At 42.4% G+C, this 23,451-nt stretch carries 22 protein-coding genes; 14 read left to right on the forward strand and 8 right to left on the reverse strand.

The window, feature by feature from the left end; translation table 11 throughout:
* The first annotated feature begins 143 nt into the window (after positions 1-143).
* The 3 genes from CDG77_RS25770 to CDG77_RS25780 all read left to right on the forward strand — a co-directional run bounded on the left by CDG77_RS25770 (position 144) and on the right by CDG77_RS25780 (position 2,765).
* Complete coding sequence (locus CDG77_RS25770) at positions 144-686, forward strand: (2Fe-2S) ferredoxin domain-containing protein (protein WP_094332177.1); 543 nt, start codon at positions 144-146, stop codon at positions 684-686.
* 252 nt (positions 687-938) lie between these two features.
* Complete coding sequence (locus tag CDG77_RS25775; RefSeq protein ID WP_094332178.1) at positions 939-2,138, forward strand: PD-(D/E)XK nuclease family protein; 1,200 nt, start codon at positions 939-941, stop codon at positions 2,136-2,138.
* A gap of 51 nt (positions 2,139-2,189) precedes the next feature.
* The gene (locus CDG77_RS25780; RefSeq protein WP_094332179.1) at positions 2,190-2,765 is read left to right on the forward strand and encodes a Uma2 family endonuclease; all 576 of its coding nucleotides are present in this window, start codon (positions 2,190-2,192) and stop codon (positions 2,763-2,765) included.
* Between the two features lie 244 nt (positions 2,766-3,009).
* On the opposite strand, the gene CDG77_RS25785 is transcribed toward CDG77_RS25780, so the two are convergent.
* Both CDG77_RS25785 and CDG77_RS25790 read right to left on the reverse strand, forming a co-directional pair.
* A complete protein-coding gene (locus CDG77_RS25785) occupies positions 3,010-3,939 on the reverse strand; it encodes a PEP-CTERM sorting domain-containing protein (RefSeq protein ID WP_094332180.1) in 930 nt (309 codons plus the stop codon).
* 574 nt (positions 3,940-4,513) lie between these two features.
* Positions 4,514-5,896: a glycerol acyltransferase gene (locus CDG77_RS25790; protein ID WP_094332181.1), complete on the reverse strand. Its 1,383-nt coding sequence runs from the start codon at positions 5,894-5,896 to the stop codon at positions 4,514-4,516.
* A gap of 150 nt (positions 5,897-6,046) precedes the next feature.
* On the opposite strand from CDG77_RS25790, the gene CDG77_RS25795 reads away from it, so the two are divergent.
* Entirely contained in the window at positions 6,047-7,861 is a 1,815-nt protein-coding gene (locus CDG77_RS25795) for a proline--tRNA ligase (RefSeq protein ID WP_094332182.1), read from the forward strand.
* A gap of 381 nt (positions 7,862-8,242) precedes the next feature.
* On the forward strand, positions 8,243-8,860 hold the full coding sequence (locus CDG77_RS25800) for a GerMN domain-containing protein (protein ID WP_094332183.1): 618 nt from the start codon (positions 8,243-8,245) through the stop codon (positions 8,858-8,860).
* A 64-nt stretch (positions 8,861-8,924) separates the two neighbouring features.
* On the opposite strand, the gene CDG77_RS25805 is transcribed toward CDG77_RS25800, so the two are convergent.
* From CDG77_RS25805 to efp, 3 genes are all read right to left on the reverse strand, one after another.
* Complete coding sequence (locus tag CDG77_RS25805) at positions 8,925-9,272, reverse strand: ArsR/SmtB family transcription factor (RefSeq protein WP_094332184.1); 348 nt, start codon at positions 9,270-9,272, stop codon at positions 8,925-8,927.
* A gap of 75 nt (positions 9,273-9,347) precedes the next feature.
* Positions 9,348-9,905, reverse strand: coding sequence for an acetyl-CoA carboxylase biotin carboxyl carrier protein (gene accB, locus CDG77_RS25810; RefSeq protein ID WP_094332185.1), 558 nt, complete (start codon positions 9,903-9,905; stop codon positions 9,348-9,350).
* A gap of 109 nt (positions 9,906-10,014) precedes the next feature.
* Entirely contained in the window at positions 10,015-10,572 is a 558-nt protein-coding gene (gene efp, locus CDG77_RS25815; RefSeq protein WP_094332186.1) for an elongation factor P, read from the reverse strand.
* Positions 10,573-10,762: 190 nt separating this feature from the next.
* Between efp and CDG77_RS25820 the strand changes: the two genes are divergently transcribed.
* Both CDG77_RS25820 and thiL read left to right on the forward strand, forming a co-directional pair.
* Positions 10,763-11,869 carry a peptidylprolyl isomerase gene (locus CDG77_RS25820; protein ID WP_094332197.1) on the forward strand — a complete coding sequence of 369 codons (1,107 nt, stop codon included), beginning with the start codon at positions 10,763-10,765 and terminating at the stop codon, positions 11,867-11,869.
* A gap of 177 nt (positions 11,870-12,046) precedes the next feature.
* Positions 12,047-13,069: a thiamine-phosphate kinase gene (gene thiL, locus CDG77_RS25825; protein WP_094332187.1), complete on the forward strand. Its 1,023-nt coding sequence runs from the start codon at positions 12,047-12,049 to the stop codon at positions 13,067-13,069.
* 47 nt (positions 13,070-13,116) lie between these two features.
* Here thiL and CDG77_RS25830 read toward each other — a convergent pair whose 3' ends face one another.
* Together CDG77_RS25830 and nadD are read right to left on the reverse strand one after the other, a co-directional pair.
* Complete coding sequence (locus CDG77_RS25830; protein WP_094332188.1) at positions 13,117-14,130, reverse strand: type I glyceraldehyde-3-phosphate dehydrogenase; 1,014 nt, start codon at positions 14,128-14,130, stop codon at positions 13,117-13,119.
* A gap of 116 nt (positions 14,131-14,246) precedes the next feature.
* Positions 14,247-14,873 (reverse strand): nicotinate (nicotinamide) nucleotide adenylyltransferase, encoded by a 627-nt coding sequence (nadD, locus tag CDG77_RS25835; RefSeq protein ID WP_094332189.1) that lies wholly within the window; start codon positions 14,871-14,873, stop codon positions 14,247-14,249.
* Between the two features lie 402 nt (positions 14,874-15,275).
* Here nadD and murC point away from each other — a divergent pair, with 402 nt between their 5' ends.
* From murC to CDG77_RS25855, 4 genes are all read left to right on the forward strand, one after another.
* A complete protein-coding gene (murC, locus tag CDG77_RS25840; protein ID WP_094332190.1) occupies positions 15,276-16,721 on the forward strand; it encodes a UDP-N-acetylmuramate--L-alanine ligase in 1,446 nt (481 codons plus the stop codon).
* Between the two features lie 126 nt (positions 16,722-16,847).
* Positions 16,848-17,849: a UDP-N-acetylmuramate dehydrogenase gene (gene murB, locus CDG77_RS25845; protein ID WP_094332191.1), complete on the forward strand. Its 1,002-nt coding sequence runs from the start codon at positions 16,848-16,850 to the stop codon at positions 17,847-17,849.
* 177 nt (positions 17,850-18,026) lie between these two features.
* Entirely contained in the window at positions 18,027-18,374 is a 348-nt protein-coding gene (locus CDG77_RS25850) for a YbaB/EbfC family nucleoid-associated protein (protein ID WP_069070420.1), read from the forward strand.
* Positions 18,375-18,436: 62 nt separating this feature from the next.
* The gene (locus CDG77_RS25855; protein WP_094332192.1) at positions 18,437-18,916 is read left to right on the forward strand and encodes a low molecular weight protein-tyrosine-phosphatase; all 480 of its coding nucleotides are present in this window, start codon (positions 18,437-18,439) and stop codon (positions 18,914-18,916) included.
* 26 nt (positions 18,917-18,942) lie between these two features.
* On the opposite strand, the gene CDG77_RS25860 is transcribed toward CDG77_RS25855, so the two are convergent.
* The gene (locus CDG77_RS25860) at positions 18,943-19,626 is read right to left on the reverse strand and encodes a response regulator transcription factor (RefSeq protein WP_094332193.1); all 684 of its coding nucleotides are present in this window, start codon (positions 19,624-19,626) and stop codon (positions 18,943-18,945) included.
* A 649-nt stretch (positions 19,627-20,275) separates the two neighbouring features.
* Between CDG77_RS25860 and smpB the strand changes: the two genes are divergently transcribed.
* The 3 genes from smpB (at position 20,276) to leuD (ending at position 23,140) form a co-directional block, all read left to right on the forward strand.
* The gene (smpB, locus tag CDG77_RS25865; protein ID WP_094332194.1) at positions 20,276-20,743 is read left to right on the forward strand and encodes an SsrA-binding protein SmpB; all 468 of its coding nucleotides are present in this window, start codon (positions 20,276-20,278) and stop codon (positions 20,741-20,743) included.
* 235 nt (positions 20,744-20,978) lie between these two features.
* Entirely contained in the window at positions 20,979-22,382 is a 1,404-nt protein-coding gene (gene leuC, locus CDG77_RS25870; RefSeq protein ID WP_094332195.1) for a 3-isopropylmalate dehydratase large subunit, read from the forward strand.
* Positions 22,383-22,531: 149 nt separating this feature from the next.
* On the forward strand, positions 22,532-23,140 hold the full coding sequence (leuD, locus tag CDG77_RS25875) for a 3-isopropylmalate dehydratase small subunit (RefSeq protein ID WP_094332196.1): 609 nt from the start codon (positions 22,532-22,534) through the stop codon (positions 23,138-23,140).
* The last annotated feature ends 311 nt before the right edge of the window (positions 23,141-23,451 follow it).

Below are 23,451 nucleotides of genomic sequence, written 5' to 3' on the forward strand. Positions count from 1 at the left end.
GGGGACTGGGATAAATATTTAGCAATACTTTCCCAATTTCCAATTTCCAATTTCCAATTCCCAATTCCCAATTCCCAATTCCCAATTCCCAATTCCCAATTCCCAATTCCTAATTCCCAATCCCCAATAACTTTTTATCAATCATGGGTGACAAACATTTGACGTTATCAGAATTAAACCTTGAGGGACAGTTACTAGGTTTTGTTGGTGGTGAATCAGGAAAATATAAATACTTGCAATTGGCAATTCCATCTGGAAATGTGGAAATTAAACTGTCTAAAGAGTTGCGCCGTTCTCTAAGTTCATCCTTAGTTCCTGGTCAGCAAGTTCGCGTTTGTGGTTATAGTAAGATAGATTCGCGTACAAGTGAAATTAAAATTAAAGCCTATCAGGTAACATCAATTAATGGGTGTCCAAAGCAAGATTTACCACCTGAAACCAAAGCCAGGATTATGGTATGTCAAAAGGGCGGTTGTCTGAAACGTGGTGGTAAAGGGTTATTATCAGAGTTAGAAAAAACTTTGTGCGATCGCGGTTTGTTAGACAAAGTTACCATAGAACATACAAGTTGCCAAAAATGCTGTAGCAGCGCTCCCAACTGTGTTTTACACCTTGGTAAAAAGAAATACAAGAATATTCATCCTGATGCGATCGCAACTTTGCTAGAAAGTCATTTAACTCAATAGTAGTAACCTTCTCTAGCTTTTCTTAAAAAAATACATAACTTTGTAGGGGTAAAAATTTTACCCCTATTTGTCGTAAGTATCATACAGTAATCTTGTCAAACTGCGATCGGCTAAGTTATAACTGCTGCAACGCTCGTAATATCGAATACAAACAGAACTTATAAAAATTTCCAGTAGTCTTGTTCCATCAGGATTACAACCTTAATTATTGTGTGTAACTTTTTTGGAATTACCTTAAATACTTAAAAATAAATGTCTTTGTTCACGAATTTACTCAATCTGCATTCAGGAAAAAAACCGCGTGAAGATTTTTTTACTGAGATTGTTGCTTATTTTTTATCCTTGAATAAGGATATTTTAATTGATTGGCTAAAACATCACTCAATCATTAGTGATGATAATTATTCCAGCATCAAGATTTCAACCCAACAAGAACATCAAGCATTGGCGAGCCATACTGAGGATAGTAGGCTTGATATTGTGGTTGAACTTTCAACTGGTTTAAATACAGATGTAATATTTATTGAATCAAAAATTGGCGCGAAGGATGGAAATAATGCTTTAAAAAAATATGCTGAGATTTTGAGTAATTTACCAAATGTTAGACATCGAATTTTAATTTACATCACCCGTGATTATGACCCAAAAGAAGAAATCAAACAATATGATTGTGATCCAAAACCGACAATCAAAGAGTATTGCCTTAAGTTATCACCCAAGATTAATTTCTTCCAACTGAGGTGGTATCAGTTTTATAGCTTCTTGAAAGAACGCGCGTCTGATATCTTAACCCAAGAAATATTAACTTTCATGAGGAATAACAGAATGTCTTACACAAATCAATTTTCATCAGTTGACTTATTGACAATGGTGAACTTTAACAAAACTTTCAAGCTTATGGAATCAACCATTAGTGAAGAAGTTAAAAAAGAACTCAAGGAATCTTTCGCTGGTATAAATAAACACGAAATAGATGGTTTGTATCAATGGAAATCTAAAAATAGATATATAATAGGTACTAGTTTATCTAACAGAAGAGGGGATTTATGGTGTGGTCTTGGATACTTCAATTTAAATCCAGATAATTTAAATGATTATCCATATATCGGGATATTTTTGGAGGTTTCTCCTGGTTTTGTCGAACGCCCAAAAACTATTAAATCCATGCAGAACGTAATTAACGATAAACCCAATATATGGACTCCAGAGAACTTAACTATTTTGCCAGCATGGTCAGCTATATTTTATCGAAAAAGCCTACAAGAATTTTTATCTGAAAAAGACCAGCTATCTGCTATTAAATTATTTTTTCAAGAATCAATAGAGGAATTAAAAACGGTTCATAAACAGTATTTCAACTTTCTTCGGAAGGGTGTAACTATCGAAGCAACTACAGAAGGTGATAAAGAAGAATACCCAGACACCTCATTATCTTCTATCACATCACTTTAATTAGCTACAGCTATATTAAGATAAAAATAACTCTGCATTCTCGTAGTTGTTATGAGCCTTACCACTGCTAAACGCTTTACTGTAGCTGAATATCACCGTCTAGCTGAACTCGGCTTCTTTGAGGAGAATGACCGAGTTGAGATAATTAAGGGTGAAATAATCCAGATGGCAGCTAAAGGTACACCGCACTCTGTTTGCGAAACACGCCTAGAGCGAGAATTATATAAGCTAGTAGGCGATCGCGCAACCCTGCGAGGACAACAGCCAATTACTTTGTCTAACAACAGTGAGGCTGAACCAGATAGAGTAATTACAAGAAATAGAGATGATGACTATCTAGCAAATCATCCCAGCCCATCTGATATTCTACTCTTAATTGAGATTGCTGATTCATCCTTAAAATATGACCAAGAGGAAAAGCTACCTATTTATGCAGAAGCAAATATCTCTGATTATTGGATATTTAATTTAGTAGATAATTATCTGGAGTGCTACAGCGAACCTTATCAAGGTTTACAAGGTAAATTTGGTTATCGTCGCAAGTTGATTTATCTGCCAAATGAATTAGTTAATCTGCCCTGCCTCCCTGATTTAGTTGTGGATTTATCTAAGGTATTTCCAGGTTAGGAGATAAAACGCGATCGCTCAACTTTATTGTCGTGAGTAGACGCGCTATATTACCCTATATAATGGTGTCAAAAAAAAGAAATGCCCTGACTAAAAAGCAAAGGCATTTAACTTTATTTATTTATTTAATATTTAATGGCTACATCTACACAGTTGGGGATACTTTTCACTTAAGCTTTATCCAAAATGCCATTACTCACTGAAGATAAATTAAGCCTTATTGCAAATAGTCCCCACCCAATTGCTACGCTAATTTCTTGCGTCGCTTGCTACCAGCCAAAGCCAGACCAACAATTCCTAAACCAGCGAGACTAGCAGGCTCAGGAGTCGATTGGACAACACCAGATTTCTTGAATTCAAATGCAATGGTTTGTGTGCCATTAAATTTGGTGGCATTATAGCCAGTGGTTAGCAACTGCTGCGTTACATTACCCTGTGCTAGGAACGAGATTCCACTCAGATAATTTCCAGAGTTGATGACATTAAGATTAAATGTATTGTCCTTGCCGTTATTGGTAAAGTAACTACTGGTCAAATCACCATAACCGACAGTACCACCACCTTGTTTTACCTGACTTTCGTAAGAATTCCCTCCTCCTGCTAAACCACCGTATGTAGCAACAGTGTAGCCTTCTTTGATATTAGTAACTGTCTTTGCCTGAACACCACTATAAACACCTAGTTGTTGTACTCCTGAAGCATTCGCTGAAGCGAAATGAATACCAAACAAATCCCCACTGCTCATAGCATTGTCAAAGGTCTTACCGGCCATATTGAAGAATAAATCGCCATATCCAATCTGACCGCCAGCAGCACCCCCTTCAGCTTCTCCTGTTAACTTCATATTGCCATTGATTGCAACAATTATGCTGGTAGCAGTTTCTTTAATAGCCATACCAGAGATATCGTAGGGATTGACTGAACCTGGCGCTGCACCAACCCAGTAATTCCCATTCATCCCATCTTTGTTTGAATCGAATGCATACTGCCAGCCATTAGCATCGGTGGAGTTTTGACCCATGAGAAGACCAGTAGTGTCATTCATACACTCTAAAGATATGCTAAATGCTGTTCCCTTTAAGTCGGAAGCATAGGCTCCTTGACCAGCCACAAAGAAGATTCCAAAAGTAGCAACACCAATCTTCAGTAAATTGAATAAGTTTTGAGTTTTCATTATTTATAACTTGATTTAGAGAATCACAATTTCCTGGACTTCTCTATTTGTAATTGGAATTACAAAAATAGAAAAGCGTGATTTTTCTGAAAATATAATTTGGATAACTTAACGGTAATTTTATAAAACTCAAATAATAAATGACATATTCAGTTAAAATTGCTTTTATCTAACCCATTGGATGAAAGGTTAAATAAGATCAAAGCCAAGCGGGTCTAGTAGCCTACGATTTTCTGCACCCATTTATTTAGACAGTTTTGCAAAACTTTTGAGTTTGTGCAAGCTTAATAAACCATATCCCGCTAGGATCTCCGTACAGGGCATCTAAAGTCGCGATCGCTAGAACTTCTTTATCTGCATTGATCTACGTTTAGAAAGTAATATCGGGTTTGGATGAACACTTGGGTATTTAGATTGCCCTCTTGCAAGTTAAGGAAGTCAGGGAGCCAAGGGGCGAAATCATCCCATGATTCAGCAGCGCCCAACTTTTAATTAATAATTTTTAATTTTTAATTGGAGCGAAGCGACTTGACACCTTTATTCTGGTTCCTAGTTAAAGGTGCAACCCTCCTAATCAAATTAATCCTTGCAACGCATGTTGCAAATCATTAGTAACATCAGCAACAGCTTGTCTAGCAGCCAAGCGATTTTCTTTATACGCTGGGTAACGCTCAGAAATAGATATCGGTTCACCCACAGTAATTTTTACCTTTTGCTTACCCAATTGTGGACGCTGTATACCTTTATCGCCTTTGATTTTAGCAATCATTTGCCATAAAATTAAAGTTGTCTCGGCAAACCTTTCTACCGTCGGGTTTTCACGAATATAATTACCAGAAACTGCCACAAAACTTTCTACTAAACGCATGTGCCACATCCGCGCATTCGCTTCTTCTGCAACGCGATCGCCTAAAGCTCTTTCGACGGCAGATACTCCTTTTACATCCTTAAATTCTTCTCTAAATATATAATTCCAGCCAGCTTGTTCAACTCGCCGACAACGGTCACTTAAATTACCTTTTGACTGCAAATCAAAATGCTGCTCTGATATTAACAACGCTGCATTCAATAAAGCTTGTAAACGAACTGCTAACGCTTCATTCCTATCTGGAATTTGCCCATTGACAATGTTAGGATCTGGCAGTTTTTGATGATAAAAACGCGTGTAAAATTCTTCCATTAGCAAAAGTAAATGTTCTGCCAAAGTCAATAGGCGAGGATAAAGCGACTCTATCGAAGCATTTTCTGCTGAATTCACAGGTAAACCACTAGCCGCTTCCAATTCACTTAGAAGATTTGCGATCGCATCCCAAGGAGCATCAACGTAACTATATTTAATCCCAACTGGTACAATTAGAACCTGTTCGGGGCGTTCGGCTTTGTGCAAGTCTTCAGCACACCAAAAGCCTAATTGGGCAATACCGGGTTCCAAAGGGCTGATATTCTCTGATAAACCATTGGTTGCACCCTCCGGCGCAGCAGCCATCGGGAATTTGCCATTGGCAAACAAGTCACGCGCCGAACGTAAACCTGTCCAGTCAGCCTTACCTCGCTGAATCGGAGTTCCACCTAAATGAGACGCAATCCAGCCTACGTAGGAACCTGCCCATAGAGGAATGCCGCGATCGTAGATAAAATGAGCGTGAATTGGAAGTTGTAGTGTTGTGTCCTGCGATCGCGCTACCTTGGGTACAAGTTGAGACAGCAAATAGGCCAAACAAAATGGATCGTCTGTTTTCGGATGGCGAAATGCCAGCATAAAACGGATCTTACCCTCCTGAAACTGGCGATAGAGATCCACCAGAACTTCTACGTTATCTGCTTCAATTTGGGTAATGGGTGTTTGCCATCTTATCCAACTGGGTAGCAACAGATGGACGAATCGTAAAAATAAGGGGTTAAACGCCGGAGGAATAAATTCTAAGGGTGCTTGTGCTTGATAAATTACATCTGCCAAGGTAATTTTCTCCTAAAGTTGCGATCAAAAAAGGCGGATAGCTATAAATAAAAATGAAAAAGAAATAACACTGTATACTTTGTACTTCATCCTTAATACTTCATACTTTAGTTGACATAGAAATTAGCGATCGAATAAAGGCTATAAACGATGCGACTGTCACAAATGTTATTCGTTACACTCCGGGACGATCCAGCTGATGCTGAGATTCCCAGCCATAAATTATTACTCCGTGCAGGCTACATTCGTCGCATCGGTAGTGGTCTTTATGCTTATTTGCCGCTAATGTGGCGGGTACTGCAAAAAGTTTCCCAAATTGTGCGGGAAGAAATGAACGCTACAGGCGCACAAGAATGTCTTCTACCGCAATTACAACCTGCGGAATTATGGAAGGAATCGGGACGCTGGGACACTTACACCAAAGCTGAAGGGATTATGTTTTCCCTAATTGACCGCCGCGAGCAACAATTAGGATTAGGCCCAACTCATGAGGAAGTAATCACAGCGATCGCTCGTGATATGATTCGCTCTTATCGGCAGTTACCGCTACATCTCTACCAAATTCAAACTAAGTTCCGCGATGAAATTCGCCCCCGCTTTGGTTTGATGCGCGGACGAGAATTTATCATGAAGGACGGCTATTCCTTTCATACCGATGAAGCCAGCCTCAAAGAAACTTACCAGGATATGTATAAAGCGTACAGCAATATCCTACGGCGTTCTGGTTTAGCTTTTCGGGCAGTGGAAGCTGATTCTGGTGCAATTGGTGGTTCAGGTTCCACAGAATTTATGATTTTGGCGGAAGCTGGTGAAGATGAAGTTCTCTACACTGAGGATGGTAAATACGCCGCTAACGTAGAAAAGGCCGTTTCTTTACCAATTGACGCGGAAACTTCACGGTTTACAACCTACGAAAAACGGGATACACCTGGAACAGAAACGATTGAAAAGGTCTGTCAACTTCTCAACTGTTCTTCAACTCAATTGGTGAAAAATGTCCTTTATCAGACAGTTTATGATAATGGTACAACGGTGTTAGTTTTGGTAAGCATTCGAGGCGATCGGGAAGTTAATGAAGTCAAGTTGCAAAATGAATTGACTAAATTAGCTTCTGAGTATGGCGCTAAAACTATTATTAGTTTGAATGTACCAAATGTAGAAGCCCAGCAAGCATGGACAGCGAAATCTCTACCTTTAGGCTACATTGCGCCAGATATTGGAGATGAGTATATTACCGCCAATAAACAGATTCATCCTAAGTTTTTACGCTTGGTGGATCGAACAGCCGTTGATTTAAAAAACTTTGTTACAGGCGCGAATGAAGCTGGTTATCACGTAGTTGGTGCTAATTGGGGCGAGCAATTTAAGTCACCAGAACGAATAGTAGATATTCGTAAGGCAAGACCAGGCGATCGCGCCATCCATAACCCAGAACAAACCTTACAAAGCGCCCGTGGAATTGAAGCCGGTCACATCTTCCAATTAGGTACTAAATATTCCCAAGCAATGGGTGCAACTTATACCAATGAACAGGGTGAAGAAAAGCCGCTATTTATGGGTTGTTTTGGTGTGGGTGTGTCGCGGTTAGCACAAGCTGCCGTAGAGCAATCTTACGACAAAGATGGGATTATTTGGCCAGTTGCGATCGCACCCTACCACGCGATCGTCACAATTCCTAACATTAAGGATGCTCAACAAGTCGAAATCGCCCAAAAACTTTACACCCAACTCAATCAAGCGGGAATTGAAACCTTACTAGATGACCGCGATGAACGGGCGGGAGTGAAATTTAAAGATGCGGACTTGATTGGTATACCTTATAGAATTGTAACCGGACGAGCGATCGCTAATGGCAAAGTCGAAGTTGTAGAAAGAGCCACCCGTAAATCTCAAGAAATTGTCATTGATGAAGTTACAGCGACACTCAAACAGTGGATTACGGAAGCAATAAAGGGTAAAGATTAAACGCATAGGCGCTTCTCTACGAGACGCTACGCGAACGCTTTCCCGCAGGGTAGGGGCGCAAAGGTTTAGGCAGAGGTTCGCAGAGGGTTCTTCACTAAGCACTCAGGACTTTTGTGAGAAATACTCCGCGTTCCTTTGCGTTATCCTCTGCGTTGTAAATTTAATCTTCAATCATCTCCAGAAAGAATGAGATTTACATAATTTGGTAGGTGACGGATTAGAAATAAAAATTCTAAAATTGAATTAGGGACTTGCAGAATTAAGAGGCATAAAGTAAGTCTCCTCTGGGTTGTGGAAACTCTAAACTTATAAGTATCGTCGTTAACCAGGCTGCTCCTCACATAACTACCATATCAGCCCTCAGTTAGGAAGGTTTTGAACATGAAAGACCAACAAGGATCTAATCGTATTTCTTCAGGCGCAATTGCCGCCGTCTCAGCAGTGGTTGTAGCGGTGGGTGGCGGTGTGGCTTGGTTTACTTCCCACTCCAGCAATACTCCCACACCGCCAAACCCCTCTGAGCGCATCGTTCAACCAGCACAGCCATCAACTAGGCAGCCAGTTGCTAATGAAAAAACCCCCAATGTTTATTGGCTCACACCAAAAGACAAAAGTGTTGCTTTAGTTCCCCAGCCTGTTAAAGTCGCTTCTATACGAGCCAACCAGCCTTTAGAAGCCGCTTTCCAAAGTTTGTTAGCAGGGCCAACAACAGAAGCGACTGGTTCCACAACTATCCCCAAAGGAACCAAACTTTTGGGGCTGAAATCAGAAAATAACGAAGTTCACGTTAATTTATCAGAAGATTTTACCAGTGGTGGCGGTAGCACATCAATGATGGGTCGCGTGGGACAAGTTGTTTATACTGCGACAACTTTAAATCCCAAAGCCAAGGTGTACATTGATGTCAACGGCAAACCATTAGATGTTTTAGGTGGTGAAGGTTTAGAGTTAGAACAGCCACTAACTCGTGAAAGTTTTGATAAAAATTATCAGCTTTAGTCATTAGTCATTGGTCATTGGTCATTAGTTTTTTACAAATGACAAAGGACAAATGACAACTGACTTACCGTTTAGTATTTAATACACGAAAATTACGGGCTTGCTCCTCTAACCTTGTGGCAAGGCGATCGCAAACCCGATTACACAAATCAAAAATCATTTGATCTTCCACCCGGTAATAGGCGCAAGTTCCTTCACTGCGGCGGCTAAGGATACCTGCTTGCCACATTACCTTCAGGTGTTTTGACACATTTGCCTGAGAAGTCTGTGTTGCCTCTACCAACTCTTGCACGCATTTTTCTTCATCCCGTAATAAGTGGAGCAGCCGCAAGCGCATCGGCTCACTTAACAGGCTGAAGTATTCAGCTACTTGTTGCACCACTTCTGGCGGTAAAGGCAACGTTTGTTTCATCAGGATTAACCCGCAAGGACTGAAGTTTTAACAATGACTCATTTTGGATGACTCATTTGATATATAGATTAATACTTAATCGGGGTTAATTCGCATCAAAGGTTGACCATATTCTACAGCGTCACCATTTTGGAGGAGAATTTCCATCACCTGTCCAGAGACTTCGGCTTCGATTTCATTCATCAGCTTCATGGCTTCAATGATACAGACTGTTTGACCCTTGCGGATGCGATCGCCAACTTCCACAAATGCCGCTTCCCCAGGTGCAGGAGCGCGATAAAACGTTCCCACCATTGGGGAAGGCACTTCTACTAATCTCTGATCGATGATTGAGGGAGGATTTACTGATACCTGCAATTGTGTGCTACTACCAGTATTCTCAAACACGCGAGATGTGGACACCTCCGTTACCTGACTCGTGTTCGTCTGGTTTCCTCCAGATGAACCCGATGCCAAGCCCGAACCTACCACACCGCCGAAGGTCGGTTGACCTACCGACAACATCTGATTGCTGACGCTTACAGCCTTACGGACTGTTAGTTCAAAATCATCGCTTTTGAGCGTGACTTCTGCAATATCTGTTTGTGCGATAGTTGCCAATAGTTGGCGGATTTCATTAAAGTCCAATGGCACAGTTTTTATTACCTCGACCTATCCGTAAATTAGCATCTTAAGTGTGGCAGGGATTTAATCCTGATGTAGGGATTTCAATCGGGAACAAGCATCTCCGTAGAGATGAAAGTTATTCCCTGCTGATATACTTATCTTCTTGGGTATCAACTTTGATGCGTTCTCCTTGAGAAATAAACAAAGGAACCATCACAATTGCACCAGTTTCCAGAGTTGCTGGTTTTGAGCCACCGGTAGCAGTGTCACCTTTTAAACCTGGATCTGTTTGGATAATTTCCAGAACCACAGATTTAGGCAATTCTACTCCCAGCACCTGGTCGCCCCACTTAATAACTTCAGCTTCCATACCTTCCTTCAGGTATTTGACGCGATCGCCAATTTGTGCGCGGGTCAATCTACCTTCTTCGTAGGTTTCCATATCCATAAAGACGAACTCATCGCCCTCTTTATAGGTATGCTGCATCGTGCTTTTTTCTAGAGTAGCTTGGGGCACACTTTCCCCAGCTCGGAACGTTTTTTCCATCACGTTCCCACTCTGAACATTTTTTAACTTAGTTCGGACAAATGCAGAACCTTTACCTGGCTTGACGTGTAGGAATTCAAGCACTCGCCATACAGACCCATCTAATACAATCGAAACACCGGGTCGAAAGTCGTTACTGGAGATCATGAAACTTTCAAATTTTGGAAGACAATCGGCATTTATTGTACCCTTCTAGAGTCGTCATTGGGCATTTGTCATTAGTTAGTTGTCATTTGTTCCCCTGCCCTAGACCTCTGATCCACTCAGCCCTTAACGTGGGAAGATTATTTATGGGTTACGTCCAGTCAACAAATTAATGCTGCATTTGAGTTATCCCATGCTTAACTTATTAAAATCCTGGCTGAAGAACAGCCTAATGGCAATACTGCTGGTAACAATATTTTTAGGCATAACTACAGCTGGGTGGACTCCCTCCAGTAGTGCCGCGCTGCCAGCCGGCAACGCAATCACCGACGGCAAGGCTTTGTTGCGGTATGCACTCCCGATAGATAACAAACCTGTACGGCAACTACAAGCCAGTTTAGAGGACATCTCAGCCCAACTGCGAGCAAATCGGCGATGGGGTGCTATTTCCAAGGACATCAGCAAAGCATCCCGTATTCTCGATAAACCCTCCCAAATCTTAACAAGCGTTCCCGCAGAACGCCAACCCCAAGCTGAAGCTTGGATTACCGAGTTAAAATCTGGGGTGGGTAAATTAGAAGAATTGGCGAACAGCAAAGATAAAGAACAAATTCTACAAGAAAGAGGCAAACTTCTGAATCTCGTCACTCAGATAGAAGAGTCAATGGTGAAAGAATTCCCCTTTGAAGTACCTGCCCAGTACAGCAACCTGCCACAACTTAAAGGTCATGCCACTGTAGAAATCAAAACCAACAAAGGCGATTTGACCGTTGTAGTAGATGGTTATAGCGCCCCTATCACTGCTGGTAATTTTGTCGATTTGGTACAGAAGGGTTTTTATAATAACTTAGAATTTACCCGTTCTGAAGAATCTTACTTTCTGCAAACTGGAGATCCTGCGGGGAAAGACGTGGGTTACATCGATCCCAAGACGGGCAAATATCGCGCTATTCCTTTAGAAGTCTTAGTTCAAGGTGATAAAGCACCTACTTATGGTATTACTCTAGAAGAAGCTGGTCGTTACGTTGATATGCCAGTTCTACCTTTCTCTGCTTTTGGTGCAGTCGTGATGGCTCGTCCCGAAAGTGAAGTAAATGGTGGTTCATCACAATTCTTCTTCTTTTTGTTTGACCCAGAACTCACCCCCGCCGGACGCAACCTATTGGATGGTCGTTATGCCGTTTTTGGCTATCTCACCGAAGGCAGAGAAGTTTTGGATAAACTGAAAGCAGGTGACAAAATTGAATCGGCAAAAGTCGTTCAAGGAATAGATAATCTGGTTGAGCCGCAAGCTGCATAAGAAGAGGGCAGGGAGCAGGGAGAAAAGAATTCCTTCTTGTACAGACGCGATTAATCGCGTCTCTCCTAACTGCTGGTGTTGTTACCATCCCAACTGGCTCCTAGACGATACCCTTATATTAAACAGTAAAGCAAATCATCAGTTTTCTTAGTAATTTTGCAACACGGAAAACCGATTGTGAATAGTGAATTATCTTCTCAACAAGTAAAAGATATTGGCGAACAAGGACTTTTAGAAAGATTACAGCGCTTCTGTCCTCCAGAAATTATCGGCGATGATGCAGCAGTACTTGAGACTGCATCAGGACAACCTTTAGTAGTGACTACAGATGTGCTGGTTGATGGCGTACATTTTAGCAACCTCACCACTTCCCCAGAAGATGCTGGTTGGCGAGCTGCTGCTGCCAATTTATCAGATTTAGCAGCAATGGGCGCTTCCCCATTGGGAATCACTGTCGGGTTGGGACTACCTGGTGAACTTAGGGTAAGTTGGGTTGAGCGATTGTACCAGGGAATGACAGAATGCCTGCAAAAATACAATACCCCAATTGTTGGGGGTGATGTGGTGCGATCGCCTGTGACAACTTTGGCAATTACCGCTTTTGGTCAAGTTAACCCCAGTCAAATTATCCGCCGTTCTGCTGCTGTAGCGGGAGATGCGATCGTTGTTACAGGCATTCATGGAGCTTCCCACGCTGGCTTAGAACTGCTCTTACACCCCGAATTAGGACAAGACCTCAAAGATGCAGAACGCATGGCTCTAATCCTCGCACACCAACGCCCACAGCCACGATTAGATGTGTTACCAATCCTCTGGGAAATCTTAACTCCTAACTCTCGACTCCTCATTGCCGGTATGGATAGCAGCGATGGTTTGGCAGATGCAATTATTCAAATCTGCCGCGCCAGTGGTGTTGGCGCTGTCCTAGAACGCAGACAAATTTCCATGCCAGCACCTTTTGAGGATTGGCTGACACCAGAGCAAACACTAGCTTATGCTCTATACGGTGGCGAAGACTTTGAATTAGTGCTTTGCTTACCACAAGAGTCAGCATTAGCATTAGTACAACATCTTGGTCAAGGTGCTGCGATCGTAGGCAGCATTACATCAGGATCAACAGTACTATTGCACGATGAACAAAAAAAATTCCCTGACCAAGTTCTGAGCCTTAGCCAGGGATTTCAACACTTTGCTCAATAGTCCTTTGTCATTTTTCCAATGACCAATGACCAATGACTAATGACTAATTATTGCCACTTCTCGGCTACCAATTCTGCCAAATCCAAAACTCGTTGGCTGTAACCCCACTCGTTGTCATACCACGCCATAACTTTTACCAAGTCATTACCCAACACAAAAGTCAAGTTCGCATCGACAATCGAAGAAGCATCACAACCTTGATAATCGGAAGATACTAGTTCTAGTTCGCTATAGTCCAAAATGCCTTTAAGTGGGCCCTCAGCAGCATCTTTGAGAGCTTGGTTAACTTCTTCAGTAATAGTACGCTTTTCAACCTGAACTACGAAATCTACCATTGAGACGTTCGGGGTTGGTACGCGCAAGGCAACGCCATTAAGCTTGCCTTTCAACTCTGGGATAACCAGCGCCACTGCTTTTGCTGCACCAGTAGAGGTGGGTACAATGTTTATCGCTGCGGCCCTCGCCCGTCGCAAATCCCGGTGAGAAGCGTCTAGCAAACGCTGGTCGCCTGTATAGCTGTGGGTGGTGGTCATCGTACCTTTAATGATGCCGAACTTATCGTTCAACACCTTGGCAATAGGTGCCAAGCAGTTGGTAGTACAGCTAGCGTTACTGATAATGTTGTGTATATTGTGGTCATAATCATGATGATTCACACCAATCACAAAAGTGCCATCCTCGTTTTTACCAGGAGCGGTAATCAGAACTTTCTTGGCTCCAGCATTCACATGCTTCAGCGCTCCTTCTTTGCTAGTAAATACGCCTGTTGCTTCGATAATTAGGTCAATTCCCCAATCTCTCCAGGGCAACTTTTCTGGGTTGCGATCGGATACGCATTTAATGGTCTTACCGTTCACGATGATAGAGTTATCATCGGCACTAATCTCAGCACCTTTGATCTTGCCTAGCATCGAATCATACTTCAGCAGGTGAGCATTGGTTCTAGGGTCTGACGTGTCATTAATAGCGACAAGATCGATTTGGCTATTCTCTCTACCCACCCAGCAACGCGCAAAGTTACGTCCAATCCGCCCGAAACCGTTGATTGCAACTCTAATCACAGTGTCTTGCCCTCTGTATTTATGCTTATATGTTGATATCGTTGACCCCAATCATATCGCAAAGGGGGGGGGCACTTATAACCATAAAGTGTTAGATCAATAAAAAAACACATAATTTATTCAGATTTGTTCGAGTAGAAATTGTTGTTAGTGATATATGATCTGACCGATTCCGGGACTAAATAACGAATTGACTGGCGTTCGCGGCACAATTTGCGAATTAGACTTGACGAAACTCCGACTATTGGTATATTCAAGAGTTGCCAGTAAATGGTGTGTGACTGCTCTCTCAGTTGTTGCTCCACTTGCTTGCAGATTAATTTGCTTTGAGTTATAGTCTCACCACCTAGCAGTCGGGGTGCGATTAACCAATCACACATTTGTGCTAGTTCGTGTCCACGGTACCAACGAGGTAAGGTTTGGAAAGTATCCAAGCCCACAATCCAGTACCAGTGAGTATTTGGGTAAAAAGCAGATAAGTCAATCAGGGTGTTAATGGCATAAGAAGTCCCAGAGCGATTTGCCTCCACTAGTGAGACAGTAAACGCTGGGTTCTCTTCTATGGCTAATTGCAGCATTTTGACGCGATGCTCAAACAAAGCTGCTTCTTTGTGAGGAGGACTTAGGGATGGCACCCAAATTACCTTTTCAAGGGATACTTCTTGCATTGCTGTCTCGGCTACGAGCAGGTGTCCCCAATGAATTGGATCGAATGTGCCACCAAAAATTGCTAGTTTTTGCATCCAGTTATGCCTGGGTTTTATGCAATTGAAAAATAGTTTCATTACCAATGTACTATTGTAGTCAATTCACGGCTAAACTTGATGCAATTTCAAATCAGTTTCACTAAACAATGTATTATGTAGCCAATTCCAGTAAGGTAGACAAAATATGTATTTGACATTACAAGAATTTCTTTCCCGATGTAGCCAAAATTTTCAGAATAATCTTAACAACAGTTCAGAAATAGTAAAAACCTCCAACCAAGGTAAAATCATTCTGAACGCGCAAAACCAGAGTAGAAAGAACATCTGGCCATTAAAGATAAACACGATATAGGAGTAGTTACAGTAAAAATCAAATTCCTGTTATGATACGCGTGTCATTTGTGATTATGGTGTGGTGTGGTGTAAGAGGAGCAATAAATGACTAATTCTGTAGATTTTAGTGGTAGACCATTTCATTTTATTGGCATCGGCGGCATAGGTATGTCTGCTCTGGCATACGTTCTCGCCAAGCGTCAATTTCCAGTATCAGGTTCGGATCTTCGTCCAAACCATATTACGCACAAATTGGAATCTATCGGCGCTCATATTTTTGGTAGACAAGAGGCAAGCAATCTCGAATTCTTTCGCCCTCAAGTATTAAATTCACAAGAACAATTAACTGCTGATACTAAGTCAAAACTACCTCAAGTCATTTGTTCAACAGCAATTAACACTAATAATTTAGAATACAAAGCAGCGCTAGAATTAGGTTGCCCAGTTTTGCATCGTTCAGATGTACTAGCCGCCTTAATTGCCGATTACTACAGTATTGCAGTAGCAGGAACACACGGCAAAACTACAACTAGTAGCATGATTGGTTATATGCTGCTGGAAGCAGGTCTAGACCCAACGATTTTAGTTGGTGGCGAAGTCAATGCTTGGGAAGGTAATGCTCGATTGGGAGAAAGCAAATATTTGGTAGCTGAAGCAGATGAATCTGATGGTTCTTTGGTAAAACACGCTCCAGAAATTGGCATCATCACCAACATTGAACTCGATCATCCTGACCATTACGATACATTAGAAGAAGTCATTGACACCTTCCAGACATTTGCTAAGGGTTGCAAAACTTTAATCGGTAGTATTGACTGTGCAACAGTGCGCGATCGCTTACAACCCACAATCAGCTACAGTTTACACTCAGATACTGACGCTGACTACACCGTCACGAATATTGATTATCGGGCTGATGGCACCACCGCTCTAGTTTGGGAAAAAGGCAAAGCCTTGGGCGTGTTAAAGTTGCGGCTGCTCAGTCGGCATAATCTCAGCAATGCTCTGGCAGCAGTTGCTGTTGGTCGCGTTTTGGGCTTAGAATTTGGAGCGATCGCTAAAGGTATCGCCACCTTTGAAGGAGCAAGACGACGCTTTGAACTCCGGGGTGAAGTTGATGGTATTACCTTCATTGATGACTATGCTCATCATCCTAGTGAAATTCGCGTTACTCTCGCCGCAGCCCGTTTACAGGCAAGACCAGGGCAAAGAGTGGTTGCGATCTTCCAGCCCCATCGCTATAGTCGGACACTGACCTTTTTAAAAGAATTTTCCGAGTCCTTTACCCATGCTGATTTGGTTGTGCTGACTGATATTTACAGTGCAGGCGAACCCAATTTAGGGCAAATTACTGGTGAAGATTTAGCGGCAGAAATTGCTAAACACCATTCGCAGGTAGTTTATCAACCAACTTTACCCTCAGTGCATGAGTACTTATTAAAAACATTACGCCCAGGAGACTTAGCGCTGTTTTTAGGGGCTGGAAACTTGAATCAGGTGATTCCTGAAATAATTACCGCACTTTGCGAACCAGCTAAAGCCACATCTTAAGTGGAGACTTTGCAAAGACTTCATTTCTGAGCAAAGCGCCCGTCTAGCAACGGTTCCGTTTGTGAATTCTATTACCGTATCTTTGCGGTAAATTAATTGTAAAAATTTTACCCATACAAAGTAAAGATGACCATTTCCCAGGCAGTTGGAAACGTCTGCACAGTTTCTGCTTTGAATACAAAGAAACATCAAACGGCTAATTCGGTGGATAGTGAAGTAATTTACTTACCAAATACTGATTGTGCGATCAAGTCCCAGGCTTGCTTGTCAGCGTTTACTTCCTATAGGGTTGGAGGAGCAGCTGATTTGTATGTTGCTCCCCGAAACTTAGAAGCACTGCAAGCCAGTCTGAAATACGCAAAAGAACGTGATTTAAAGGTGACAACACTGGGAGCCGGTTCTAACCTCCTGGTAAGCGATGGTGGTATATCAGGCTTAGTCATTGCGACTCGTCATCTCCGCTTCAACAACTTCGACCCCCAAACCGGTCAATTAACCGTTGCTGCCGGAGAATCAATTCCTAGCTTGGCATGGGCGGCAGCAGAATTAGGGTGGCAAGGATTGGAGTGGGCTGTTGGTATCCCCGGAACAGCCGGTGGTGCTGTGGTGATGAATGCAGGGGCACATAATAGCTGTATCGCAGATATGTTAGTTAGTGCCGAGGTACTTTCACCCGATGGGACGCTGGAGACTCTTACCCCGGAACAGTTAGGTTATAACTACCGGACTTCATTATTGCAAGGTGGCGATCGCATAGTCACCCAAGCCACCTTACAACTCGCGCCAGGTGCAGACCCAGCAAAAGTTGTGGCAATCACCAAAGAACACAAAAAGCATCGGTTAAGTACCCAACCATACAACTTCCCCAGTTGTGGGAGTGTGTTCCGCAATCCCAAACCTTACAGTGCTGGCTGGTTAATTGAACAAACTGGCCTCAAAGGCTACCAAATTGGTGGAGCGCAAGTAGCACTACTCCATGCTAATTTCATCGTTAATCGGGGTGGGGCAAAAGCTAGTGACATCTTCTGTCTTATTCGCCACATTCAACATCAGGTACAAGAACGTTGGTCTATTAATTTAGAGCCAGAAGTCAAAATGCTCGGAGAGTTTCAAGGTGCTTGTGGATAGGGAATGGGGAATGGGGAATAGTAAAGATGATGCTGTAACGAAGAATTGATAACCAATGCCCAATGCCCAATGCCCAATTCCTGATGCATTAATTATTGGTAAAAAAAGAGGCAAATTGCTTACCGCATCTATAATTGAATTTGATTTGTTATTCAACGCACACGCGTACAAATAATTATGACAGGTAAAGGACAAGGATTCGGCTTTGGCTTAGGAAAAATGAAGGAACTGGCCGAAGCTTTTAAGAAAGCACAGCAAGTTCAAGAAGGTGCAAAGCGACTCCAAGAAGAATTGGAGCAAATGGAGATTCTAGGAGAATCTGGCGGTGGTCTGGTGAAGGTGATTGTCAGTGGGAACCAAGAACCCAAACGGGTAGAAATTTCTCCAGATGCTCTAGGGGAAGGTGCAGAAGTACTTTCCGATCTCGTGACAGTGGCAATGAAAGAAGCCTACAACAAGTCCACAGCAACAATGCGGGAACGCATGGAAGAATTAACCAGTGGGTTGGAGTTACCTGGATTTTAGTCATTGGTCATTAGTCATTGGTCATTGGTCAAAGGACTATTGACAAAGGACAAAAAATATCTATGCCTTACAAGTTGCTGTTTGTCTGCTTAGGTAACATCTGCCGATCGCCATCGGCAGAAAACATTATGAATCATCTAATTGAGCAGGCTGACTTGAGCGAAAGCATCCTCTGTGATTCGGCTGGTACATCTAGTTATCACGTTGGTAGCCCACCTGACAGACGCATGAGTGCTGCGGCGGCTACAAAGTTGGGAATTAAACTGCGTGGTCAAGCACGCCAGTTTCAAAAGTCAGACTTTCAAGACTTTGATTTAATTTTGGCGATGGATCGAGAAAATTATGATAATATCCTAACTCTCGATCGCACTCAGCAATATCAGCATAAAGTGCGTTTGATGTGCGAGTTTTGCTCTCGACACACTCTAAAGGAAGTTCCAGATCCTTATTACGGTGGTCAAGACGGATTTAATCAGGTTATTGATTTACTGATTGATGCTTGTGAAGGTCTGCTCACAAAAATTAAAAGTGAAGAGTTATGAGTTTTAATTCCGAACTCCTCACTTTTTTATTCCACCAAACCATGCTTCATGGCAAAACGCACTAATTCTGCTCGGTTGCTGGTTGAGGTTTTTCTTAATAAACTGCTAACGTACTTTTCCACTGTACGAGGACTCAGGTGTAACTGATGACCCATATCGGCATTAGACAGACCATGAGTCAATAACTCTAAGACTTCTTGTTCTCTATGAGTTAGGGATGAGTGCAGATGGGATTTCTGAATTTGAGTAGACAGAGAATTATGGGCATCCGCCGCTTTTGTCGAGGCGGAAATGCCCAAACTCTCTTTATGAGAAAAGCGATACTCCGATTGAATGATTTGCGATCGCTCCAAAAGATTGCGAATTGCTGCTGCTAATTCTTCCAGTTCAAAAGGCTTGGGTAAGTATAAATCGCACCCTGATTGGTAGCCCAAAATTCTTTCCTGGGTCTTAGTTCGGGCTGTTAATAAAATTACAGGCAATAACCGAAACACTGGTTGTTGACGCACCCGACGCACCAGTTCGTAGCCATTCATCTGTGGCATTATAATATCCGTGACAATCAAATCAGGATTATACTCATCCACCATAAACAAAGCCTCTTGACCGTCATTAGCCGTGATCACACAGTAGCCAGACAGTTCAAGATAGTCGCTAACAGACAGACGAGTGCCCAAATCATCATCCACTACAAGGATCGTCAAGGGCATGGACAATACACCCCTAGCATTTTTTTACTCAGAAATTTGCTTCTACGCGCTTCATCAGCGAACACTGGTAAGAATAGTGTTCTTATGTCTCATACTATGACAGGATTACCAGCTAATGACTGACTTTAGGGTTGATTTATAGAGAGAATCTTAAATCTTTAGGAAGGTTAACGGAGTGTAACTGCCTTTGACTCACTCTGCTTAGGAGGCATAGAGAGCTTTTTAATTTGTAATAACTCATTAATCAGGCAAAGTAGATTCTTATTATAGTATAAATTATTATTAATATTATCAGTAATTTACCAAAATATAAGTTAAATAACCATAATTGAAATAATTTTCTAGAGAAGAGTAGCATCTCATAGCAATATACCCACAAAGGTACACTACAAACCTTTAATTATCTACGCCGATTTACTTACTCACTTTTTGGGAAACTTGAGACAAAATCCTCCAAATTCTGGGTAAACCTCAGATTTAATCCATATCTGGTAGCTTAAAGTTACCAGAAAACTCTTAATTATGAACTTAGAAAAGCTAAATTAGTGATATCCAGTTCAATATTTATAGCGGTTATAATGAATACCCTATAATTCGCAAGACAATCCAAATAATTTTTTAGGTACATTTAAAGCGCACAAAATTATCAATGAGCGACAAGAACGAAGGTTACAAAGTTATTGCTGACAACCGTCAAGCCCGTTATTTGTATGAAATTCTGGAAACTTACGAAGCCGGAATTGAGTTGACAGGAACCGAGGTGAAGTCAATTCGTGCAGGTAAAGTCAATCTCCAAGATGGCTATGCTTTACTTCGCAATGGCGAAGCATGGCTGATCAATATTCATATCTCGCCTTATAACGCCAGCGGACAATATTTTAATCACGAACCACGGCGGACACGCAAGCTGTTGTTGCATCGTCAAGAACTCCGCAAGCTAATTGGCAAAGTAGAACAGCAAGGGTTAACTTTAATCCCTTTGAAAATGTATCTCAAACGCGGCTGGGTAAAAGTGAGTATAGCCCTTGGCAAAGGTAAAAAGCTCCACGATAAGCGAGAAGACCTGAAACGACGAGAAGATCAGCGTGACATTCAACGGGCAATGAAAAGTTATTAACGTTCTTTTCGTATCAAGTCAGAAAAAGCTCTTGCTAGTCGCATTGGTAAAAGCTTGGGATATATTGGGAATTCTCAACGCCTCTGCGGTTTGTTAAGGAAGAATAAAACCGCAGAGAGGCTGAGGGCACAGAGAAATATGAGTGTAAAGATGTAACTAATATGAAGGGCGGGGAAAAACTTAGACTCTTTTTTGATACTATTTAAGACCGGACTCTTTAAATATTGATTGACGTATGAGCAAAGGTACCCTGTTTGATAAAGTTTGGGACTTACACACCGTTGGTACACTTCCCTCAGGGCTGACGCAACTATTTATCGGGCTTCACTTAGTTCATGAAGTCACCAGTCCCCAGGCTTTTGCTATGTTACGCGAGAGGGGACTAAAAGTACTATTTCCAGAGCGTACCGTTGCTACAGTCGATCATATTGTGCCGACAGAAAATCAGGCACGTCCCTTTGCTGATGGTATGGCAGAGGAAATGATTCAAGCACTTGAGCAAAATTGCCGAGAAAATAACATTACCTTTTATAATATTGGTTCTGGTAGTCAGGGTATCGTTCATGTGATCGCTCCAGAACTGGGACTGACTCAACCAGGAATGACGATCGCTTGTGGAGATAGCCATACTTCCAGTCATGGGGCATTTGGTGCGATCGCATTTGGGATTGGTACTAGCCAAGTTCGGGATGTTCTCGCTGCTCAAACTCTTGCACTCTCGAAACTGAAAGTAAAAAAAATTGAAGTTAATGGCAGTCTAAACCCAGGAGTTTATGCCAAAGATGTCATCCTACATATCATCCGCACCCTCGGCGTAAAAGGCGGCGTGGGCTATGCTTACGAATTTGCAGGTACGACATTTGAGCAAATGAACATGGAAGAGAGGATGACTGTCTGCAATATGGCGATCGAGGGGGGTGCTAGATGCGGCTATATTAATCCCGATCGAGTCACCTATGATTACCTCAAGGGTAGAGATTTTGCACCCATTGATGCAGATTGGGATAAAGCATTGGCTTGGTGGGATTCCATCAAGAGCGATGTTGATGCCGAGTATGATGATGTAGTTGTATTTGACGCTGCGGAAATTTCTCCTACTGTTACTTGGGGGATTACTCCTGGTCAAGGTATCGGTATCAACCAGTCAGTGCCTCAGCCGGAAGAACTGCTGGAAGAAGACCGATTTATTGCCGAAGAAGCTTACCGATACATGGATTTATATCCTGGTCAACCCATCAAAGGTACCAAAATAGATGTCTGCTTTATTGGTAGTTGCACCAACGGCAGAATTAGTGATTTACGGGAAGCTGCAAAAATCGCCAAAGGTCGCCACGTTGCAGAGGGAATTAAAGCTTTCGTTGTCCCCGGTTCTGAAAGAGTGAAGGAAGAGGCAGAAGCTGAAGGACTGGATAAAATCTTTCAGGAAGCCGGATTTGAATGGCGTGAACCCGGATGTTCCATGTGCTTGGCAATGAACCCCGATAAATTACAAGGAAGACAAATCAGTGCCTCTTCTTCTAACCGCAACTTTAAAGGAAGACAAGGTTCCTCTTCTGGCCGGACATTGTTAATGAGTCCGGCGATGGTCGCCACTGCTGCTATTAAAGGCGAAGTCTCTGATGTGCGTGAGTTGTTGTAATTTTGGGGACTGGGGACTAGGGACTGGGAATTGGGGATTGGTAATTGAAAGTTTATCTATTCCCGACCCCCCGATCTTCCCTAATCCCTAGTCCCCAGTCCCCAGTCCCTTTTTCAACAGTCTGTCATTGAAAGAATAGATATAAAATTATGGTGAGTGAAGTTAAAACAGTTTCAGGACGCGGTATACCCTTAGTGGGCAATGATATAGATACCGATCGCATCATTCCCGCGCGATATTTGAAAGCCGTTACCTTTGATGGGTTAGGCGAAGGTGTGTTTATTGATGACCGGACAGCACTTAAAGGCGAACATCCCTTTGACCAACCCCAATACCAAGGGGCGAATATTTTAATAGTCAATAGAAATTTTGGCTGTGGTTCATCACGGGAACACGCACCCCAAGCGATCGCAAAATGGGGAATCCAAGCTTTAATCGGTGAAAGCTTCGCAGAAATCTTTTTTGGTAACTGTGTGGCAATGGGCATACCTTGTCTGACAGCCGATGCTGTCACTGTTAAACAACTACAAGATTTAGTTGCAACTAATCCCCAAGCAGGTGTGAAAGTCAATCTGGAAACCTTGCAAGTGCAAATTGGTGATTACACCGCCCCAATTGCGATCGGTGAAGGTACTAGAAGCACATTCATTTCTGGGACTTGGGACGCTTGCGGTCAGTTGGTGGCCAATGCTGACAAAGTTCGGGCAACAGCTGCAAAATTACCTTATGTAAGTTGGGGCAATTTAGCAGCGAGTTAATGTTAATATTTTCTCCTTCCCTGGCTCTGCTGGGGAATACTAATTGATTCCCAATACCTTCACTGTTCAATAGCTTTAAAATTTGTAGTGCTTATCCTGTATAGCTTAGAGCTTTAGTCCTTATCTTCAGCCCTGAAATACCTGCTACGTAACAGGAGCATTATCAAATTTATCAGGATTCGCGGAAAACCCCATCCGTCTGTACGGTGGGGATTATTGCGGTCTGCGGAGCGGAGCGCAGTAGACAATCATTCTTTTCCGCCTGACTGCTCTTTAATGTAATCTTTGACTATTTCCAATGGCGCTCCACC

The sequence above is a fragment of the Nostoc sp. 'Peltigera membranacea cyanobiont' 213 genome (genome assembly GCF_002245975.1).
Taxonomy (GTDB): domain Bacteria; phylum Cyanobacteriota; class Cyanobacteriia; order Cyanobacteriales; family Nostocaceae; genus Nostoc.

What these genes read in the sequence shown, in the direction of transcription:
- CDG77_RS25770 (WP_094332177.1), top strand. Translation starts at nt 144, where the DNA reads ATGGGTGACAAACATTTGACGTTATCAGAATTAAACCTTGAGGGACAG.
- CDG77_RS25775 (WP_094332178.1), top strand. Translation starts at nt 939, where the DNA reads ATGTCTTTGTTCACGAATTTACTCAATCTGCATTCAGGAAAAAAACCG.
- CDG77_RS25780 (WP_094332179.1), top strand. Translation starts at nt 2,190, where the DNA reads ATGAGCCTTACCACTGCTAAACGCTTTACTGTAGCTGAATATCACCGT.
- CDG77_RS25785 (WP_094332180.1), bottom strand. Translation starts at nt 3,939, where the DNA reads ATGAAAACTCAAAACTTATTCAATTTACTGAAGATTGGTGTTGCTACT.
- CDG77_RS25795 (WP_094332182.1), top strand. Translation starts at nt 6,047, where the DNA reads ATGCGACTGTCACAAATGTTATTCGTTACACTCCGGGACGATCCAGCT.
- CDG77_RS25800 (WP_094332183.1), top strand. Translation starts at nt 8,243, where the DNA reads ATGAAAGACCAACAAGGATCTAATCGTATTTCTTCAGGCGCAATTGCC.
- CDG77_RS25805 (WP_094332184.1), bottom strand. Translation starts at nt 9,272, where the DNA reads ATGAAACAAACGTTGCCTTTACCGCCAGAAGTGGTGCAACAAGTAGCT.
- efp (WP_094332186.1), bottom strand. Translation starts at nt 10,572, where the DNA reads ATGATCTCCAGTAACGACTTTCGACCCGGTGTTTCGATTGTATTAGAT.
- CDG77_RS25820 (WP_094332197.1), top strand. Translation starts at nt 10,763, where the DNA reads ATGCTTAACTTATTAAAATCCTGGCTGAAGAACAGCCTAATGGCAATA.
- nadD (WP_094332189.1), bottom strand. Translation starts at nt 14,873, where the DNA reads ATGCAAAAACTAGCAATTTTTGGTGGCACATTCGATCCAATTCATTGG.
- murC (WP_094332190.1), top strand. Translation starts at nt 15,276, where the DNA reads ATGACTAATTCTGTAGATTTTAGTGGTAGACCATTTCATTTTATTGGC.
- murB (WP_094332191.1), top strand. Translation starts at nt 16,848, where the DNA reads ATGACCATTTCCCAGGCAGTTGGAAACGTCTGCACAGTTTCTGCTTTG.
- CDG77_RS25850 (WP_069070420.1), top strand. Translation starts at nt 18,027, where the DNA reads ATGACAGGTAAAGGACAAGGATTCGGCTTTGGCTTAGGAAAAATGAAG.
- CDG77_RS25855 (WP_094332192.1), top strand. Translation starts at nt 18,437, where the DNA reads ATGCCTTACAAGTTGCTGTTTGTCTGCTTAGGTAACATCTGCCGATCG.
- CDG77_RS25860 (WP_094332193.1), bottom strand. Translation starts at nt 19,626, where the DNA reads ATGCCCTTGACGATCCTTGTAGTGGATGATGATTTGGGCACTCGTCTG.
- smpB (WP_094332194.1), top strand. Translation starts at nt 20,276, where the DNA reads ATGAGCGACAAGAACGAAGGTTACAAAGTTATTGCTGACAACCGTCAA.
- leuC (WP_094332195.1), top strand. Translation starts at nt 20,979, where the DNA reads ATGAGCAAAGGTACCCTGTTTGATAAAGTTTGGGACTTACACACCGTT.
- leuD (WP_094332196.1), top strand. Translation starts at nt 22,532, where the DNA reads ATGGTGAGTGAAGTTAAAACAGTTTCAGGACGCGGTATACCCTTAGTG.